Annotated in this window: 18 protein-coding genes and 1 tRNA gene; 14 read left to right on the top strand and 5 right to left on the bottom strand. The window is 57.6% G+C overall.

Annotated elements, in window-relative coordinates; translation table 11 throughout:
- The first annotated feature begins 12 nt into the window (after positions 1–12).
- The 9 genes from FMF02_RS01610 to FMF02_RS01570 all read left to right on the top strand — a co-directional run bounded on the left by FMF02_RS01610 (position 13) and on the right by FMF02_RS01570 (position 7512).
- A complete protein-coding gene (locus tag FMF02_RS01610; RefSeq protein WP_141411981.1) occupies positions 13–2454 on the top strand; it encodes a hypothetical protein in 2442 nt (813 codons plus the stop codon).
- 91 nt (positions 2455–2545) lie between these two features.
- Positions 2546–3127 (top strand): hypothetical protein, encoded by a 582-nt coding sequence (locus tag FMF02_RS01605; RefSeq protein WP_019129594.1) that lies wholly within the window; start codon positions 2546–2548, stop codon positions 3125–3127.
- 8 nt (positions 3128–3135) lie between these two features.
- A complete protein-coding gene (locus tag FMF02_RS01600) occupies positions 3136–3498 on the top strand; it encodes a hypothetical protein (RefSeq protein ID WP_141411980.1) in 363 nt (120 codons plus the stop codon).
- A gap of 4 nt (positions 3499–3502) precedes the next feature.
- Entirely contained in the window at positions 3503–5395 is a 1893-nt protein-coding gene (locus FMF02_RS01595; RefSeq protein WP_141411979.1) for a LamG-like jellyroll fold domain-containing protein, read from the top strand.
- Positions 5392–5697, top strand: a complete 306-nt coding sequence (locus FMF02_RS01590; RefSeq protein WP_141411978.1) for a hypothetical protein — start codon at positions 5392–5394, stop codon at positions 5695–5697. The genes FMF02_RS01595 and FMF02_RS01590 overlap by 4 nt, the downstream gene beginning before the upstream one ends.
- A 14-nt stretch (positions 5698–5711) precedes the next feature.
- Positions 5712–6314 (top strand): hypothetical protein, encoded by a 603-nt coding sequence (locus FMF02_RS01585; RefSeq protein WP_141411977.1) that lies wholly within the window; start codon positions 5712–5714, stop codon positions 6312–6314.
- A gap of 36 nt (positions 6315–6350) precedes the next feature.
- Entirely contained in the window at positions 6351–6533 is a 183-nt protein-coding gene (locus FMF02_RS01580) for a hypothetical protein (RefSeq protein WP_141411976.1), read from the top strand.
- 2 nt (positions 6534–6535) lie between these two features.
- Entirely contained in the window at positions 6536–6940 is a 405-nt protein-coding gene (locus FMF02_RS01575; protein ID WP_141411975.1) for a D-Ala-D-Ala carboxypeptidase family metallohydrolase, read from the top strand.
- The gene (locus tag FMF02_RS01570) at positions 6937–7512 is read left to right on the top strand and encodes a hypothetical protein (protein WP_141411974.1); all 576 of its coding nucleotides are present in this window, start codon (positions 6937–6939) and stop codon (positions 7510–7512) included. Before FMF02_RS01575 ends, FMF02_RS01570 begins: the two co-directional genes overlap by 4 nt.
- Before the next feature lie 13 nt (positions 7513–7525).
- On the opposite strand, the gene FMF02_RS01565 is transcribed toward FMF02_RS01570, so the two are convergent.
- The 4 genes from FMF02_RS01565 to FMF02_RS01550 form a co-directional block, all read right to left on the bottom strand.
- On the bottom strand, positions 7526–8812 hold the full coding sequence (locus tag FMF02_RS01565) for a phage integrase SAM-like domain-containing protein (protein ID WP_141411973.1): 1287 nt from the start codon (positions 8810–8812) through the stop codon (positions 7526–7528).
- A gap of 151 nt (positions 8813–8963) precedes the next feature.
- Positions 8964–9037: transfer RNA gene (locus tag FMF02_RS01560), tRNA-Arg, on the bottom strand.
- 178 nt (positions 9038–9215) lie between these two features.
- Positions 9216–10394 (bottom strand): MalY/PatB family protein, encoded by a 1179-nt coding sequence (locus FMF02_RS01555; protein ID WP_141411972.1) that lies wholly within the window; start codon positions 10392–10394, stop codon positions 9216–9218.
- 20 nt (positions 10395–10414) lie between these two features.
- Positions 10415–10687, bottom strand: coding sequence for an SWEET family sugar transporter (locus tag FMF02_RS01550; RefSeq protein ID WP_019131161.1), 273 nt, complete (start codon positions 10685–10687; stop codon positions 10415–10417).
- Positions 10688–10767: 80 nt separating this feature from the next.
- On the opposite strand from FMF02_RS01550, the gene FMF02_RS01545 reads away from it, so the two are divergent.
- From FMF02_RS01545 to mnmA, 4 genes are all read left to right on the top strand, one after another.
- The gene (locus tag FMF02_RS01545; protein ID WP_141411971.1) at positions 10768–11241 is read left to right on the top strand and encodes a nucleoside deaminase; all 474 of its coding nucleotides are present in this window, start codon (positions 10768–10770) and stop codon (positions 11239–11241) included.
- Between the two features lie 276 nt (positions 11242–11517).
- Entirely contained in the window at positions 11518–12066 is a 549-nt protein-coding gene (locus FMF02_RS01540; RefSeq protein WP_026075038.1) for a 30S ribosomal protein S16, read from the top strand.
- 179 nt (positions 12067–12245) lie between these two features.
- The gene (gene rimM / locus FMF02_RS01535; RefSeq protein WP_179952775.1) at positions 12246–12755 is read left to right on the top strand and encodes a ribosome maturation factor RimM; all 510 of its coding nucleotides are present in this window, start codon (positions 12246–12248) and stop codon (positions 12753–12755) included.
- Between the two features lie 19 nt (positions 12756–12774).
- The gene (gene mnmA / locus FMF02_RS01530) at positions 12775–13953 is read left to right on the top strand and encodes a tRNA 2-thiouridine(34) synthase MnmA (protein WP_019131157.1); all 1179 of its coding nucleotides are present in this window, start codon (positions 12775–12777) and stop codon (positions 13951–13953) included.
- A 64-nt stretch (positions 13954–14017) separates the two neighbouring features.
- Here mnmA and FMF02_RS01525 read toward each other — a convergent pair whose 3' ends face one another.
- The gene (locus tag FMF02_RS01525) at positions 14018–14791 is read right to left on the bottom strand and encodes a class I SAM-dependent methyltransferase (RefSeq protein ID WP_019131156.1); all 774 of its coding nucleotides are present in this window, start codon (positions 14789–14791) and stop codon (positions 14018–14020) included.
- A 425-nt stretch (positions 14792–15216) separates the two neighbouring features.
- Between FMF02_RS01525 and FMF02_RS01520 the strand changes: the two genes are divergently transcribed.
- Positions 15217–16017 (top strand): endonuclease/exonuclease/phosphatase family protein, encoded by an 801-nt coding sequence (locus FMF02_RS01520; protein WP_019131155.1) that lies wholly within the window; start codon positions 15217–15219, stop codon positions 16015–16017.
- Positions 16018–16101: the final 84 nt, after the last annotated feature.

The following is a 16101-nucleotide window of genomic DNA, read 5'->3' as shown; positions in this document are numbered from 1 at the left end:
CAACTTATCAAAATGGAAAACATTGATAAAATTATCAATATCCGCGTAAAATACTCGGATTTGATCAAGGGAATGTCCGAATCGGCTAAACGTATCGATACGCTCAACGACCGTATCTCCGAATTGAAGTCCGGTTTGAAGGGACTTAAAGCCGCACGCAAAGCCGGAACGATCGACGAGGAGGCCTATAATGAACAGGTAGCCCAAACAACGCAAGAGTTGGTTGCGAACAGGGAAGAGGTAAAGGCGCTTCAATCGGCGATGCGATTATACTCGCACGAGATTCAGGACAATATCAAAGAGGAGAAGAATCTCGAAGGTTCGGTAAATGGGCTGCGTAAATCCATTCGCGATCTTACGGCACAGTATAATGCACTGTCGGCCGCCGATCGAGAGGGTTCCGTAGGCAATGGGATAGCGGAGCGAATATCCAAGATGCAGGCGCAAGTCAGTGCGGCCGAACAGCGTCTGGGGAATTTCCGTTCGAATGTGGGTAATTACCAGTCGGCATTCAACGGACTGAATGTATCGGTGTCGCAGATCGTCCGCGAATTGCCGTCGGCCACAATGGGAGCGAATATGTTTTTCCTCGCCATCTCGAACAATATCCCGATGCTTGTCGACGAGATCAACAAACTTCGTGCGGCCAATAAATTGGCCATGAAGGAGGGCAAGCAGGGAGTACCGATCCTCAAACAGTTGGGAGATGCTGTGTTCAGCTGGAACAGCCTTATATCCGTCGGCATTACCTTGCTCACGGTATATGGGAAGGATATTGTCAGCTGGATCGGGAATCTGTTCAAGGGGCGAGAGGCCGCCATGACAATGGCGGAAGCCCAGGCAGAGGTGAATAAGCAAATGGCAGAATCTTCCGGCAGTTATGGCGATCAGGTTGCCCAACTCAGGGCCTTGCAGCTGCAATGGAATCAATTGGGAGATGATCTCAAAGCAAAAACAGAGTTCGTTAAAAACAACCGAGAGGCGTTCGATAAGTTGGGAGTAGCTATAACAACGGTTGCGGACGCCGATAATCTGTTTATTCAGAATACGGATGCGTTTATCGAAGCAATGAATCTGCGCGCGCAAGCTAATGCTGCGAACGAACTGGCAACTCAAAAGTACAAAGATGCGTTGATTGCCCGACAAAAAGCGGAAGACAAAATAAAAAGAGGTACAGGTGAAATAGTCTACGCAGGAATAGATGAGTATGGAGATACCAGTTATGAATATCGTCGTAGAGCATATACCGAAGACGAGAAGAAGGAAATATTAGCCGAGGTCGAAGCCCTCGAAGCGGAAGCATCGGCATTCACGCAATTGACTGTCACACGAAATGCGGATGCAAAATCAATCCTCGACAGAGCGGGAATAAAAGAATCTGAGAAAAGTTCAAAATCGGCGAACGACGACCCGTATGCTGATGAATCCGGCGTAAAAAAAGCAGAACGAATGATGGAGGGGTATTATGCCCGCAGCAAACAGGAGCTTCAAAAATGGGTTGACGAGCAACGGGAAATCATTCGTAAGATGGGTATTGACGTGACGGGTGATTTCGAAAAAATCCTGTCGCAGATGGACAAGGATGTATCGGCCGAGTTCATATCCCAATATAATCAGAAACAGTCCGAATACCGGAATCGGATTCTGAATGCGCAGGCCACAGGCGGAGATGAGGCCGCGCAGAATGAAACCGTTGCCATTCTTCGGGAACAGTTGGCCGAATTCGATTCGTATGCCGCAGCGTACCGAGCAATGGGGGATTCGGCTATCGAAATAGACAACCGCCGGCTTGAAATGCTCATTCGCCTGCATGACGAAATGAATAAAGGCGCCCAAAAAGAGGCGCAGAGCATGCAAATGAGTTTTCAAGCCGCCAGCGATCTCGCGGGTGCGCTGGGTGGCTTGGCAGAAGAAGCTGGGGCGAGCGCGCCGGTTGTTGCAGTGTTAGGTATGGCCCAAGCTATCGCGTCAATGGGTGCAGCGTTGAGTAAGGCGTTCTCCACTGGCAATATTTGGGAGGGCATCGCAGCTTCCATTACTGCTATTGCGACCATTACGAGCGTTATATCTCAGATGAAATCGTTGAATAGTACTGCGGCCGAGGAGGGCGCGAAATACCACTATGCCCGCGGCGGTCTTGTGACCGGCCCCGGTACGGGTACGAGCGACAGCATCCCTGCGCGGCTGTCCAACGGCGAGGCCGTGATGACGGCCCGTGCGGTCGTGGATTGGGGGCCGGTGCTCTCGATGATGAACGTGTCGAGCGGCGGCAACGCCATTCCGACGCGGCATCTTCCGGAGAAGAGTTCGGGGATGCGTCAGATGGAACAGATGTTCGAGCGCGTGATGCGCCGGCTTCCGAATCCTGTCGTGACGGTCAGGGATATAAACAACGGTCAGCGGCGGGTCAAGGTGCAGGATGAGACGGCGCGCTACGCCGGACGCAAAAGGTAAAAAACAGCGAAAAGTTCGGAGGAACCCTTCCTGCGTATCCTATATTTGCTTCAAACACGAATTAACCCTTTTATAATAAATTAAAAAAACAATGGCAGAATGTATCAATGATCTGGCAGGCGATATCCTGCAAGATTGCAACACGGTCTATGGGGTGGGCGTCGAGAAGATTGCCTATCTTATCAAGAAGTCCGATCTGGACGAATCGGCGACGACCTACACCAAACCGAAGATCACCAAGATCGCACTCAAATCCGGCAAGAGGGCCTATCGGTTCTCGATTCCCTCCAAAACGCCCTACAACGGGCTGATCTACGAGGATCAGAACGCCGAAATCGGCATCGCCATCAACAAGACGCTGCCGCTGCGTATGCTGGCCGACAGCCCCGCGAACTCGCAGAACATCGAGGCGTTCAAGAACGAGGACTGGGTCGCTGTCTACGAGAACAAGGCGAAGGGTGCGGACGGCAGCCAGGCGTTCTGTGTGATCGGCTACGAACAGGGCGCATCGATGCAGAACGCGACGCTCGACAAGTACGGCGACGGCTACAACGGAGGTTGGGGCGGCGACCTGATCGAGCAGAACGCACCGACGCCGCAGATCTTCTTCGACGCCGGCGGTATCGACGCTTCTCGCGCCGCGCTGGAAGCATTGTGTACTCCGGCCGAGTAGGGGGGGGTATGCAACCGTTGGACTGGTACATGGAGAGGTGCGCATCGGGCACCTCTCTGTGCATGGAAGAGAAGAAGCGGATCGAATCGGATTATCGGGAAGTGTTCGGGCGTCCGATGCTTTCCGATTTCAGCGGCCGGTGTCCCAACCGCTTCCGTGATGCGGCCGCGATGATCGCCTCCTATTTGCGGAAGGAGCAGAAAGGCGCAAACGGCGGTTACATGCTCAAATCCGGCATCGTGATCCGCTATCGCGGAAAACTCTACACACACCTGAATCTGACGGCCGCAGCGGCTCGGCATCATCTCAGACAACATCCGTCCAACGTACACGATTTCCTGCGTCTGGGCGATCTACCCAAAACCGAATGACACTATGGCAAATTATAAGATCAAAGACTTACAGCAAGCTCAGACCCTGAACGGTGCGGTTGCGTTGGAGATTCAGGACGGGGATAGCATGTCCACCTTCGCCACGCTCGACCAGATCGCCGAGTTTCTGGGGAACACAACCCCTGTGGTGTTGTTGACCAAAGCCGGCCCCATAGACGACAGCTATCTGCCCGATATGTCTGCCTCTGAAATCGCGGCAGCATACGATCGGATCGTTGCGGATCCGATTCACACGGTACCTGTTGTCAGGATTCCCGATAACGGAGGACAATACCTCGTACCGTCAGGATATGGAGTGCATGCCGATACGAAGGCCGTCATCGGATATTATGCATCGCAGACATACGTGCTCCCGTCCAGTCTTACGTTGACATCGGAAACATTTACCTTATCGAGACTGCCGTATACGGCATCATCGATGGAGTGGGCCGATCTGCTCAACAACACGGCCCTTCCCTCCGGTTATCTCGGCATCGATAGCGACAGTACGAGCGAAGAGATCAGTGCGGCCGTCGGGGGTGTAGACGCATTCAGAAAGTTATGCTCGAAGTTGCTCGGGCGAAACTGTATCGTCGTTGTGTCGACCGATCCCGCTGCGGCGAACAGGAGTGCATCTATTCCTGTGATAGTAGATGTAAATAGGAGTGTTGGTCTGCCACTGAAAATAACACTCGAAATCGAATATATATCTTCGGGGAAATACATTGCATTGACCATTACAGAGTCAGGAGGCACCTTTTCAGCGACGCGTACCTCTGTGTCCGTATCGGATATTCCCGTTGCACTCGCCGGCAAAGCCGACCTCGACCCCGCGACGGGCTTCGTCGAGTCGTCGCAGATAGCTCCGCTCGAAGGGCGTCAGACGGGAGTAAATACCTCGGATGGATATTTTTCGTCAGACGCTCCGGCATTGTTGTTCGAAGGGGATCGGACACATGAAATATGTTTCACGACAGGAGATGACGTAACTACGGATCAAAGGCTATTTACGACTGCAAGGGGCTCCCAAAGCAACGTTCAACTGTTCGTCTCTAATGGATCGATGTATGCGTACATAGGGTCACAGTTAATGAATGCGGGTCGGGTGTCTCCTGAAACATCATACCATGTGCTACTGTCGGTGGATGTTGCGAATACAACGGGGAAAGTATATGTAAATGGAGTCCTGACAAATCAGACATCTGTTTTTCCCAATTATCAAAATGCGAATGTGTATATCGTCGGCCGGCTTACCTCGGCTTACATTTTCAAAGGAATTGTCCGTTTTCATCGCATCTTCAACTACGCCCTCACGGCCTCGGAGGTCGCCACGCTGTGGAACGGCGGCGAGCCCGAACGGTATATGCTGCCTCTGTCGGGTGAGATGCGCACCGGACTGGTCGCCGAATACATCGCCGCAGGTCTGTTGGCAGACAAGTGGCGCGACACGTCGGGCGCGGGCCTCGATCTGCCGTATGTTCCGACCGCAACGGGCGGCACGGCCGAACTGTCGTATCAAAGTGTCCCGAATCAAGGCGAAATAGTCATAGACAGCGGTATATTCTTTACCGATATTGCCGAAGGAACAGCCAATAAACGGATCGACGTACCGAGAGGATATGTGGCTCTGGCCGTGGCCGTTTATAATTACAATGCGTCTGCATTGACAAATGTCACCGTGCAAAACTGGACGGATGAACGGGCGTTCATATACGGCGCGACGGTCTATAACGCACGAGCCGTATATTCAGTCTCCGCCGCCGGTAACAAATCCGTATATAATGGGACAGGTATTACGATAGACCCTACTGTCCAATATCTTAAAGTTATGGCGACAGGAAATACAACGTCCGGAGGTATGCGAGTAAGAGTAATATGTAAATATTTAGGGGTATGAGAAAGAAGATCGATTTCCCGCCTTATAGCGAGGCAGAAGTGATACAAATCGTGGAGGACGGCAGCGTCCTGTGCAACCTGTACGGGGGAAAGATTACCGATGAACGGGGATTGGAAAAATGGAACTACACAGATTCCGGCATTCTGTTTCCGCCCGATTCGGAAATTCTGTCGCTGACAGATGACGAACGCCGGCAGATAGAAGAGGAGTACAACCGCTACGAGATGACCCTCGCCGAGCTCGAAGCCGAACGGGTGGCGCAGCGCGAAGAGGTGGAATCACTGCATGTACACGACGCTTAACCTTTGAAATCGCTATGGAATACCTCCCCGCAATCATCAGTGCCCTCGGGACTATTATCGCTGCGTGGTTCGCCTATAACCAGTACAGCAAAAACAAGCTGACCGACCTGAAAATCGAGAAGTTCAAAAAGGACGAAGAGACGAAAAGCATCCGTCGGGCCGACAATTCGTCTATCGTGTACGGTGAGTTGTGGAGCGTCCTGCACGAGCTGGATGCCGATCGGGTCTATATCGTACAGCCGCATCCGCTCGGCAACGAGAGTCTGCTGTCCGTCTATTACGAGGTCAAGCGCAAAGGGGTGGAACCGATGAAACCGCACATGCAGGGCCTTCCGATTTCGGAGGTGCCGAAGTTCAGCAGCGATCTGGTGAAGAATCTCTTCCTCTACATCACGGACATCGACGAGCAGGTGAACGACAAATATGCGAAGTCCATCCTTTCGAGTTACGGATGTCGGGCGGCCATCATCAAACGGCTCAACGACAACCGCCACGACTGGATAGGCAGCATCTTCTGCGAGTTCACCCGCCCGCTGTCCGTATCGGAGGAGAATGCGCGGGAGATCATGCACACGGCGGCCATGAACATCCAATACCTGCTGCCCGAGTATCGATAACGTATGAATCGCTTCAACCTTAATACTGTAAAAGCCATGAAAAAGCAAGTCGAAATCGCGCTCTGCGTGTCGGCCGCCGTCATTGCGCTGGTCGTTCTGTTCAACCTCCTGCCGAGTGGCATCCGCACCACGGCGACGCTCTGCGCAGGATTCGGGGCGGCCGCAGGAGCCGCCGCAGGCTGGCGGGCAAAGATGTGGTATGACCGAATGAAAGGATAGGTATGGCAACGTATTTCACCCTTTCCGAATTGCTGCGTTCCGATACGGCCGCAGCGCGCAGCATCGACAACGCGCCGTCGCACGACGTCATTCGCCGGCTCAATGCGCTGATGGACGAATGCCTCGATCCCGTGCGCGAACTTTGGGGCAAGCCGATCGGCGTGAACAGCGGCTACCGATCGCCGGCGCTCAACGCAGCCGTCGGCGGAGCTGCGGCAAGCCAGCACATGAAGGGCGAAGCGGCCGACATCACCACCGGCAGCGTCGCGGATAATCTGCGGCTGTTCGAACGCATCGCAGCCAGCGCGATCCCCTTCGACCAGCTCATCGACGAGAATCGGGGCCGCTGGATCCATATTTCATACCGTGCCGACGGGAAGAACCGAAGGCAGGTGTTGCATCTGTGAGACGACTGCTCGCATATCTATTGGCCGTGCTCATCGTCGGTTCACTGTTTTTCGGCTGGGGCTACCGCCGCGGGGCGGCTTCCGTCGAAATGCGCGACAGCACCGTTACCCGATGGGTGCCGTGGCCGGTTCCCGTGTACGACACCATTCGGGAACCTTATCCGGTCGCGGTGCGCGAACCGGCCGATACGGTATGGAAATACATGAGTGTAGATACAGCCGCAATTATCGCCGACTATCTGCTCGAACGGGATTACCGGCTGGATTTCTCCGCCGATTCGACCGGAACATTCCTTGTCGATGCGACCGTAGGAGAAAACCGGCTGTTGCGGGCTTCGGCCGTAGTAAAGCCCGTTGTCCGTGAGATTACGGTTACAAAACTGCATACCGAGGTGCGGCCGCCGCGCTGGGAAACGGGACTCGCCCTCGGAATCGATCCATACAACCAGTGGGCGGGCATCTACGGACGCTATACGAGAGGCCGATGGAGCGGTGAGGTCATAGTAGGGTATGATCCGATCCGGGAAGAACAATATGTCGGCACGAAAATAGGATGGGCCGTGTTCCGATAACTCGTTGCCGGAATTATTTCCCGATTCCGCTCCAATCGAAAAGATTCATTACGGCTTTGTTGGCGTCGAATATGACACGCCAGTTTTTCACGAGGTAAATATCGGTGACTTTCATGGATGTGTCAACGTGATTCAACGCTTCATGAATCACGTATTTGTCCAGTCCGGCTCCGCCCTCCTCTCGGGGAGTCCGCGCTATGGTTGCCCAGGAGTGCCGCGCAGCGTAGAACGTCAGGCCATCGACGCCTATCGCCTCGCCGACATCTTTCAGGCCTTTGTTGATCGCTTTGTTGAATGACACGCGATCTTTGTAGCGGAGGTAGAAGTGAAGCAGCCGTTTTCCCGTCTTATCCGAATAGCGAGCGATCAAAGGGCTGACGCACGGCTCTATCCGAACGTGCATTTCTGCACGGTCCGTGCGGCGGGATGCGGTTTTTTGCCGGAAATACACGATTTCGTCCTTCCTGGCCGGCGGGCAGGTCAGCAGATCGGCGCTGTTCATCCCCATCAGTGCGAACGACAGGAGGAAGCAATCCCGCGCCATCCGAGCGCGTTCGTTGGCGAGTGGCGGCAAGTCGATTATCTGCTGTATCGACTCCGCGGAGATGGCTCGTTTGGCCGTCGGCGCGGGTGTTTCGAGGCGCAAGTTTCTGAAAGGGTTGCCCAAAATATTCATTTGTCCGAGTTCTTCATCGTTGAACTCTTCCTTCGCGCGGTTATAGATGGTTTTGATGCGCGAAATATACAGAGACAGTGCCCTGTTGCCCTTGTTTTTGGTTGCAGTTTCACCTTTCTGCTTTCGGTTGGCGCCTCGTTGCGAAGGCTCCGATTCGATGAATTGCACGAATCCTTTGACGAACGGTGCCGTGATCTCGCCGATGTCGAGCGTATCGCGGCCAATGTATCGTCTCAGCGCGTTGAGGGCTGTCATGTAAATCGATGCCGTACCGGAATTCATCCGCGCCGCTTCCTGCCTCATATACGCTATGAAATCGAGCCGGAATCGCTCTCCGCCTTTCAATCCTGATTTGATGCGTGCGACGAGTTCGTCGATCTCCATTTCCTCGACGGCGTATCCCATGTCGTTGCAGAGGTCGATGCAATCTTCGACCAGTTCGCGGCATTTGCGGCTGAGTTTTTCATCCTTGATTTTCAATCCCCGCGTCAGATCATCGGGCAGTGCATAGAGCGTCGTGCTTATCCAGCGGCTTTTTCGGTGGTGGGTTATGCGCAGCTTGATATTGTAAGTACCGTCTGCGCGTCGCTGGTGGGAAAAGATACAGGTTCGGAAGGTCGCCATAGCTGAACAACATTAGAACAACAATTGCAGACAAATATATACAGAAAGTGTCAAAAGTAAGCGATTTCGATGTGTAAATATTTGTTGGAAAGAAGCCGATAAGACGACAAAAACCGCCTCTCAATACTTTGAGAAGCGGTTTTTTCTTTCGTGATTCCGTTGGGATTCGAACCCAAGACCCACAGCTTAGAAGGCTGTTGCTCTATCCAACTGAGCTACGGAACCGTCCGTCCGTATCGGATGCAGTACGTTTTGCGGCACAAAAGTAATATAAATACACCGACTTTCCAAACCCACCCGGCGGAGAATCGCGGCGGCGGGGTACGGTAATGGGAGGGCGGATCGCGATGGCGCGAAGCGGCGTCTGCCGCAGTGCAGGTCGGGACGTCTGCCGGAACGGGCCTCAGCGTGCGTCGACCGCCGCCCGCAGTCGTTCGAGCGCTTCGGCGAGCCGGATGCGCGGCAGCCCGACGTTCAGCCGCATATGTCCTTCGCCGCCGGGGCCGAACATCTCGCCGTCGTTGAGCGCCAGTCCGGCGCGTGCGACGAAGAGGTCGACGAGCGCATCGTGCGCCAGCCCCAGTTTCCGGCAGTCGAGCCAGACGAGGAACGACGCTTCGGGACGGATCGCCCGGATGCGGGGAACGTATCGCCGCAGGAAGTCGTCGGTGAAGTCGACGTTCGCCTCGACGTACCGCAGCATCTGCCGCCGCCATGCGTCGCCTTCGGGCGTGAAAGCCGCCCGGGTAGCGACGGCCGAGAGCAGGGGCGCCTCGTGGAACTCACCCGCTTCGAGCCAGCCGAAAAAGCGGCGGCGCAGCGCCTCGTCGGGGACGATCGCGTAGGAACTGACCACGCCGGCGATGTTGAAGGTCTTGGTCGGGGCGCCGAAGGTGACGCTGCAATGCGCCGCCGCGTCGCTGACCGATGCGAAGGGGCGGTGACGATGCCCGTAGAGCGCCATGTCGCAGTGGATCTCGTCCGAGACGACCACGACGCCGCGGCGGTCGCAGATCGCGGCCAGCCGGCGCAGCGTCTCCTCCGGCCAGACGATGCCCGCGGGATTGTGTGGGTTGGAGAGGAGCAGCAGCCGGCAGTCGTCGTCCAGAAGGGCTTCGAGCTGCTCGAAGTCCATTTCGTAGCGGTCGCCCGTGCGCCGCAGCGGGTTGCAGACCACGCGGCGTCCCATCTGTTCGGGGACCAGCCGGAAGGGGTGGTAGACGGGCGGCTGGATGACCACCTTGTCGCCCGGACGGGTAAGTGCCAGCACCGCCATGCCGATGCCTTTGACGATGCCGGGAATGAAGCGCATCCACGCCGGATCGGGACGCCAGCCGTGGCGGGCTTCGATCCACGCGGCGATCTGCGGCCAGTAGTCGTCGGGCAGTTGCGTATAGCCCAGCACGGGATGGTCGAGTCGCCGCCGGAGGGCGTCGAGGATGAAATCGGGCGTTGCGAAGTCCATGTCCGCCACCCACAGGGGCAGCAACTCTTTGCGGCCGAACACGTCGGTCAGCGCGTCGTACTTTACGGCGTTCGTGCCGTGCCGGTCGACGATCCGGTCGAAATCATAGGTTTTCATCGATGTCGTGCGACGGGCGTCTACCGTCTCTTTTTGAAATAGTCGTTGTAGATCTTGATCCCGAAGACGATCGAACTCATGATCGTCGTGAGGAGGTTGGTGACGAACAGGGGGATGTTGCCTGTCAGGATGCCCTGCACGGCGAAGCAGGCCGAGCCGAACCCCATCATCAGGAAGGTGCCCGTGGCGATGTCGTCGGTGGAGCGGGTGCGAACGGTACGCACGGTCTGGGGCAGGTACCCGAAGACCATGGCGATGGCGGCGATCGAGCCGATAATATCCGATGGATGCATAGTGCGCTTCTTTTTGCAAATATAGCGAAAATCCCTATATTTGTATCGGTGGATCATCCCCCGTTTTAAAGATCGAAAACATGAACGGTTCGAAAAACAAATTTATGGAGCTGGCGATCGCGCTCTCCGAGAAGAGCGTCGCCGAGGGCGGCGGCCCGTTCGGGGCCGTCGTCGTGCGTCGCGGCGAGGTGGTGGCCACGGGGACGAACTCCGTCACGCTGCTCAACGATCCCACGGCGCATGCCGAGGTTTCGGCCATTCGCGCCGCCTGCGCCGCGGTGAAGGATTTCAAGCTGGAGGAGTGCGAAATCTACTCCTCCTGCGAACCGTGCCCGATGTGCCTGAGCGCGATCTACTGGGCCGGCATCCGCAAGATCTATTTCGCCAATACGCGCGAGGACGCCAAGCGGATCGGCTTCGACGATTCGTTTATCTACGACCAGATCCCGCTCGCCCCGTCGCGGCGGACGGTTCCCTCCGAGGAGATGATGCGCGCCGAGGCGTTGCAGGCCTTCCGGCTGTGGGAGCGGAAGGAGGACAAGGTCGAGTACTGAACCTGCGACGGCTGCCGGTGCACGAAGTCGGTCTCCGGCACGCAGGAGCGAACGGTGTATGGCCGTCCGCAGAGGTGGTGGGTGTCCGTGCGGCCGTCGGGACTGCGGCTCGGAACACGCTTGCGGAGGTGTCGTTTAGGGGGCTCCGGTCGGCGGCGTTTTTGGCCGACGGAAATTTGGCCGCGTGGAAAATTCTTGCTATCTTTGCCCCGCTGCAAAGTCCGCGAGGGTTTTGCGCTTTTAATAACTGATTAACAATTAAATTTTTACAAGCAAATGGCTGTTAAAATTCGTTTGGCACGTCACGGAAAGAAAGCTGCGCCTTTCTATCATATCGTTGCCGCAGATAGCAGAGCGCCACGTGATGGCAAATTCATCGAGAAATTGGGTACCTACAACCCGATTACGAATCCTGCTACGATCGAGCTCAATTTCGAACGGGCTCTGGATTGGTTGATGAAAGGCGCGCAACCCACGGACACCTGCCGTGCGATTCTTTCGTACAAGGGCGTACTCTACAAGAAGCACCTGCTGGGCGGTGTAGCCAAGGGCGCTTTCTCGGAGTCGGATGCCGAGGCCAAGTTCAACAAGTGGATGGAGGAGAAGCTGGGCAAGATCGCTTCGAAGGAGTCGAAGCTCGCTACCGACGCCAAGGCTGCCGAGAAGGCACGTCTGGCTGCCGAGGCCAAGGTGAAGGAGGAGCGTGCGAAGGCGATCGCCGAGAAGAAGGCTGCCGAAGCCGCTGCCGCCGCTGAGGCCGAAGGGGCTGCCGCCGAGGGCGAAGCCGCCGAAGCGCCTGCCGAGGGCGAGGCTGCCGCAGAATAAGGCTTTTCGATTATTGGATAGGGAATTCCCTCTGATACCCTGCGAGGGTGTCGGAGGGAATTTTCGTGACGGAGCATACGAGGTCGGGCGGGGGCTTCCGGTCGGCAGCATGGCTGTCGGGTCTGTTCGGACGGGGGCCGCATCGATCGTCGATTGCTGAAATTTAATTCCGGATCGTTATGTTGTTACCTGTTGCCAAAGTGACCAAATTGTTCGGCGCCGAACGGGGCGGAGGCGTCGTCGTGGCGCTCTATGCGGAGTTTCCGGAGGATTTCGCGCCGGAGTCGGAGCCGTTGTTCGTGCGCATCGATTCGCTCGACGTGCCGCTGTGGTGCGAGCGGTTCGAGCGTCGCGGAGCCGCGGGCGCGCTGGCGGAGTTCGCCGACTGGGATACGGCGCGGCGAGCCTCCGAACTGGTGGGGCTCGAACTCTTCGTCGAGGCCGATGAAGAGCGTTCCGACGATGAGTTCTATATGGAGGATCTGATCGGATTCGCCGCCGACGTGGACGGCCGGCAGGGTGAGGTGACGGACTATTACGACAGCGAGGCCAATCCGCTGCTGGGCGTGACGATCGACGGGCGCGAATACCTCGTGCCGGCCGTCGGGGAGTTCATTGCGGAGATCGATTTCGAGGGCCGGCGCCTGCGGATGACGCTGCCCGAGGGGCTGCTGTCGCTGAACGACTGAAAAATTCGAAGTGAAGACCATGCAGCGCGTTGTCATAGGACTTTCGGGGGGCGTCGACTCCTCGGTGGCGGCTTACCTGCTCAAAGAGCAGGGCTACGAGGTGGTGGGCCTCTTCATGATTAACTGGCACGATACGACGGGTACGCTCGAAGGCGACTGCCCGTGGCACGACGACCGCGTGTTCGCCGAGCTGGTCGCCAGGCGGCTCGACATTCCCTTCCACGTCGTCGACCTCTCGGAGGAGTACCGGCGGCGGGTGGTCGATTACATGTTCGCCGAGTACGAACGGGGACGCACGCCCAATCCCGACGTGCTGTGCAACCGCGAGATCAAGTTCGACGTTTTCCTGAAAGAGGCGTTGCGGCTGGGGGCCGATTTCGTGGCGACGGGACACTATTGCCGGCGGGAGTGCGTCGCGGCGGCCGACGGCACGGAGCATTACCGCCTGCTGGCGGGCGTCGACGGCAACAAGGATCAGAGCTATTTCCTCTGCCAGTTGTCGCAGGAGCAGCTGTCGCGGGCGCTTTTCCCCGTCGGGGGGCTTACCAAGCCCGAAGTGCGGCGCATCGCCGAAGAGCAGCACCTGGCTACGGCCAGGCGCAAGGATTCGCAGGGCATCTGCTTCGTCGGCAAGGTCGACCTGCCGGTTTTTCTGCAACAGAAGCTCGCGGCCAAACGGGGCAACGTCCACGAGATCCGGGCTGACTGGCCGAAATACGCCCGCACAGCGGCTCCCGACGACCTTCCGGCATTGGCCGAGCCGTGGCGCTACACCGTGCGCGACGGCAAGAAGATCGGCGAGCACAACGGGGCCCATTTCTATACGATCGGCCAGCGCAAGGGGCTGGGGATCGGCGGCCGCCGCGAGTCGCTCTTCGTGCTGGCCACCGACGTCGGGCAGAACGTGATCTATGTCGGCGAAGGCGACGCGCACCCGGGGCTCTACCGCAAGGCGCTCTTCATGAAGGCCGGCGACCTGCACTGGATCGACCCCGCCGAGCGGATGCGGGCGGGGCAGCGGCGGCGTTTCCGAGTGCGTATCCGTTACCGCCAGCCGTTGCAGGGCGCCGAACTCGTCGTGTGCGACGAGGGCGGGTATCTGCTTTTCGACGAGCCCCAGCGGGGCGTCACGCCCGGCCAGTTCGCCGTCTGGTACGACGGGGAGACGCTGGTTGGTTCGGGGGTGATCGACCGGTAGCGGCCGAACGGAACGAGGGCCGGCAACATCAGTTGCCAGCCCTCGCTGTGCGTGTGCATACGGATCACTCTGTCCGTTGCCCGATGTAGAAGACATAGCCGTAACGACGGCCGTAGCGACGGTACTGCTCGATCTCCTCTTCCAATCGTTCGACGAAATGTCGGGCGAGAGGGGCGTCGTCGTAGGTTGCGAGAAATTCCCGTGCGCGGGCGGCTGCCGGTGCGTAGTAGTTTTCCGTCCAGCAGGAATCGGGCAGGATGAAGTGGGCGACGGGACGGTATCCGGCCCGTTCCATGCAGCGGATTTTGCCCGAAATGTCGTCGATTTCAGGGAAGTTGTCGCGGAAGAATTCCATTTCGTCGGGCCGTGCGGACGATAGCCACGAACACTCCGTGACGGCGATGAACCCGTCGGGTTTGAGGAACCTCCGCCACTGGGTCAGCCCCTTCTCGAAGCCGATGTTGTAAATGGAACCTTCGGCCCACAGCAGGTCGAACGACGCCTCGGCGAAGGGCAGCGACAGCATCGAGGCGACGATGCCCGTGACTTGCTCCGTCCGGCCTTCGGTCTCCATTCGCCGGTGCAATCCCTCGATCATTTCGGGCAGCAGGTCGACGGCCGTGACGGGACCGTCGAGCGCCGATGCGAGCACCGCCGTCTGGCGTCCGGTGCCGCAGCCGATGTCGGCTATGCGGGGACGGGGCGGCAGTCCGTCGATGAAGCTCAGCGCGCGGCGTGTCTGGGCGTCGTCGCCCGGGCCTTGCCGGTCGAGACCGGCGAAAAACGCTGCGATGATTCGGTAGTCGAAGTCGGAAATCAGATTATACTCTTTGCTCATTGTCGTTGTTTGTATTTGTGCATCTGCGGGGAGCCGCCGAGCGGATCCTTCGGATGCGAATGAATGGATAACATGAAAAATCTCCCTGGACGCAATGTCCGGGAACCCGATGTGTCGGAATCCGCGACGGTGGGCGGATTCCTATGAAACCGAATCCGGTTTGAAAAACGTGTCGTACATCCGGCGTGTTTATTTGCGTCAAAGATAGGTTTAATTTCCGGAACGGCAAATCGTGCGGGGATATTTGTCGGGCCGATGTCCGGCGTTCGCCTCCGTTGCCGCGTGCGGAGGGCGGTGCGGCCGCGGTCGGACACGAAAGCCGGCGCGATTTTTTTGAGCCGTCGCTTGCGGGATTCCCGTTTTTTACTATCTTTACCTACGCTAAATCGTCGAACGTGCCGAAGTTACGGATCATAGTGGGATGTATGGCGGGTTTCTGCCTGCTGGCCGCAGGGCTTCGGGTTCGCGCGCAGCCGCCGCACGGCGTGGCCTTTTACGATGCGGACTGCCTCTACGACACGGTGCCGTCGCCGTTCGGCAACGATACGCGCTATCTGCCGCAGGGAGAGATGCGCTGGACGGGCGAACGCTACCGTCGCAAAGTGATGCAGACGGCCGCCGTGATCGACTCGCTGGGACTGCCGCTCGTCGGGTTGTACGGCGTCGAGAACGAATCGGTGGTGCGCGACGTGGCGGCGGCTTGCAAGGGCGACTACGCTTACCTGTTTCGCACGACCGACAGCTATAACGGACTGGATTTCGCCCTGTTTTACTTCGGCGACCGCTTCTTCCCGGACAGGGTGGAGGCGGGCCATTTCTGGATGACGGCGGCGGGCGAACTGCGCGGAGCAGGGCGCGTGTGTCTGCTGATGAGCGCCAGCGACCGCTATATCGGCTACAAGATCGAGGAGCACCGCCGGCAGCATCCCGACGAACGGCTGCTGGTCGCGGGGCGCACGGCGGGTGCCGAGCCGCAGCGCTGCGGACTGTCGGAACCCCTTGCGGCGGCACGCCGTGCCGGACGGGGTACGCGCCGTGCGGGGAATCGCTGGGAAATGCGCAGCAACGTGTTGATCGATACGGCGTTCCGTGTAGTTCGCGGCGATGTGTACGCCCGCCGTTGGCTGTTCGACCCGTCGGGCGAAGCGCCGTGGGCGACCTATACCCGCCGGCGGTACGAGGGCGGACCGGGCGCTAATTTGCCGGTATTCTGTTATTTCCGGTGAAAATCTTTGGCCCGTCACGAAAAAAATATTATATTCGCACTCCCTTTGTAGGAAGAAGTTAAAAATAACAACGAATAAACTTTA

The organism is Alistipes communis, from assembly GCF_006542665.1.
In the GTDB taxonomy this organism is placed as follows: Bacteria; Bacteroidota; Bacteroidia; order Bacteroidales; family Rikenellaceae; genus Alistipes; species Alistipes communis.
Note: the sequence above shows the minus strand (reverse complement) of the source record. Positions and strands in the feature narration are given on the sequence as shown.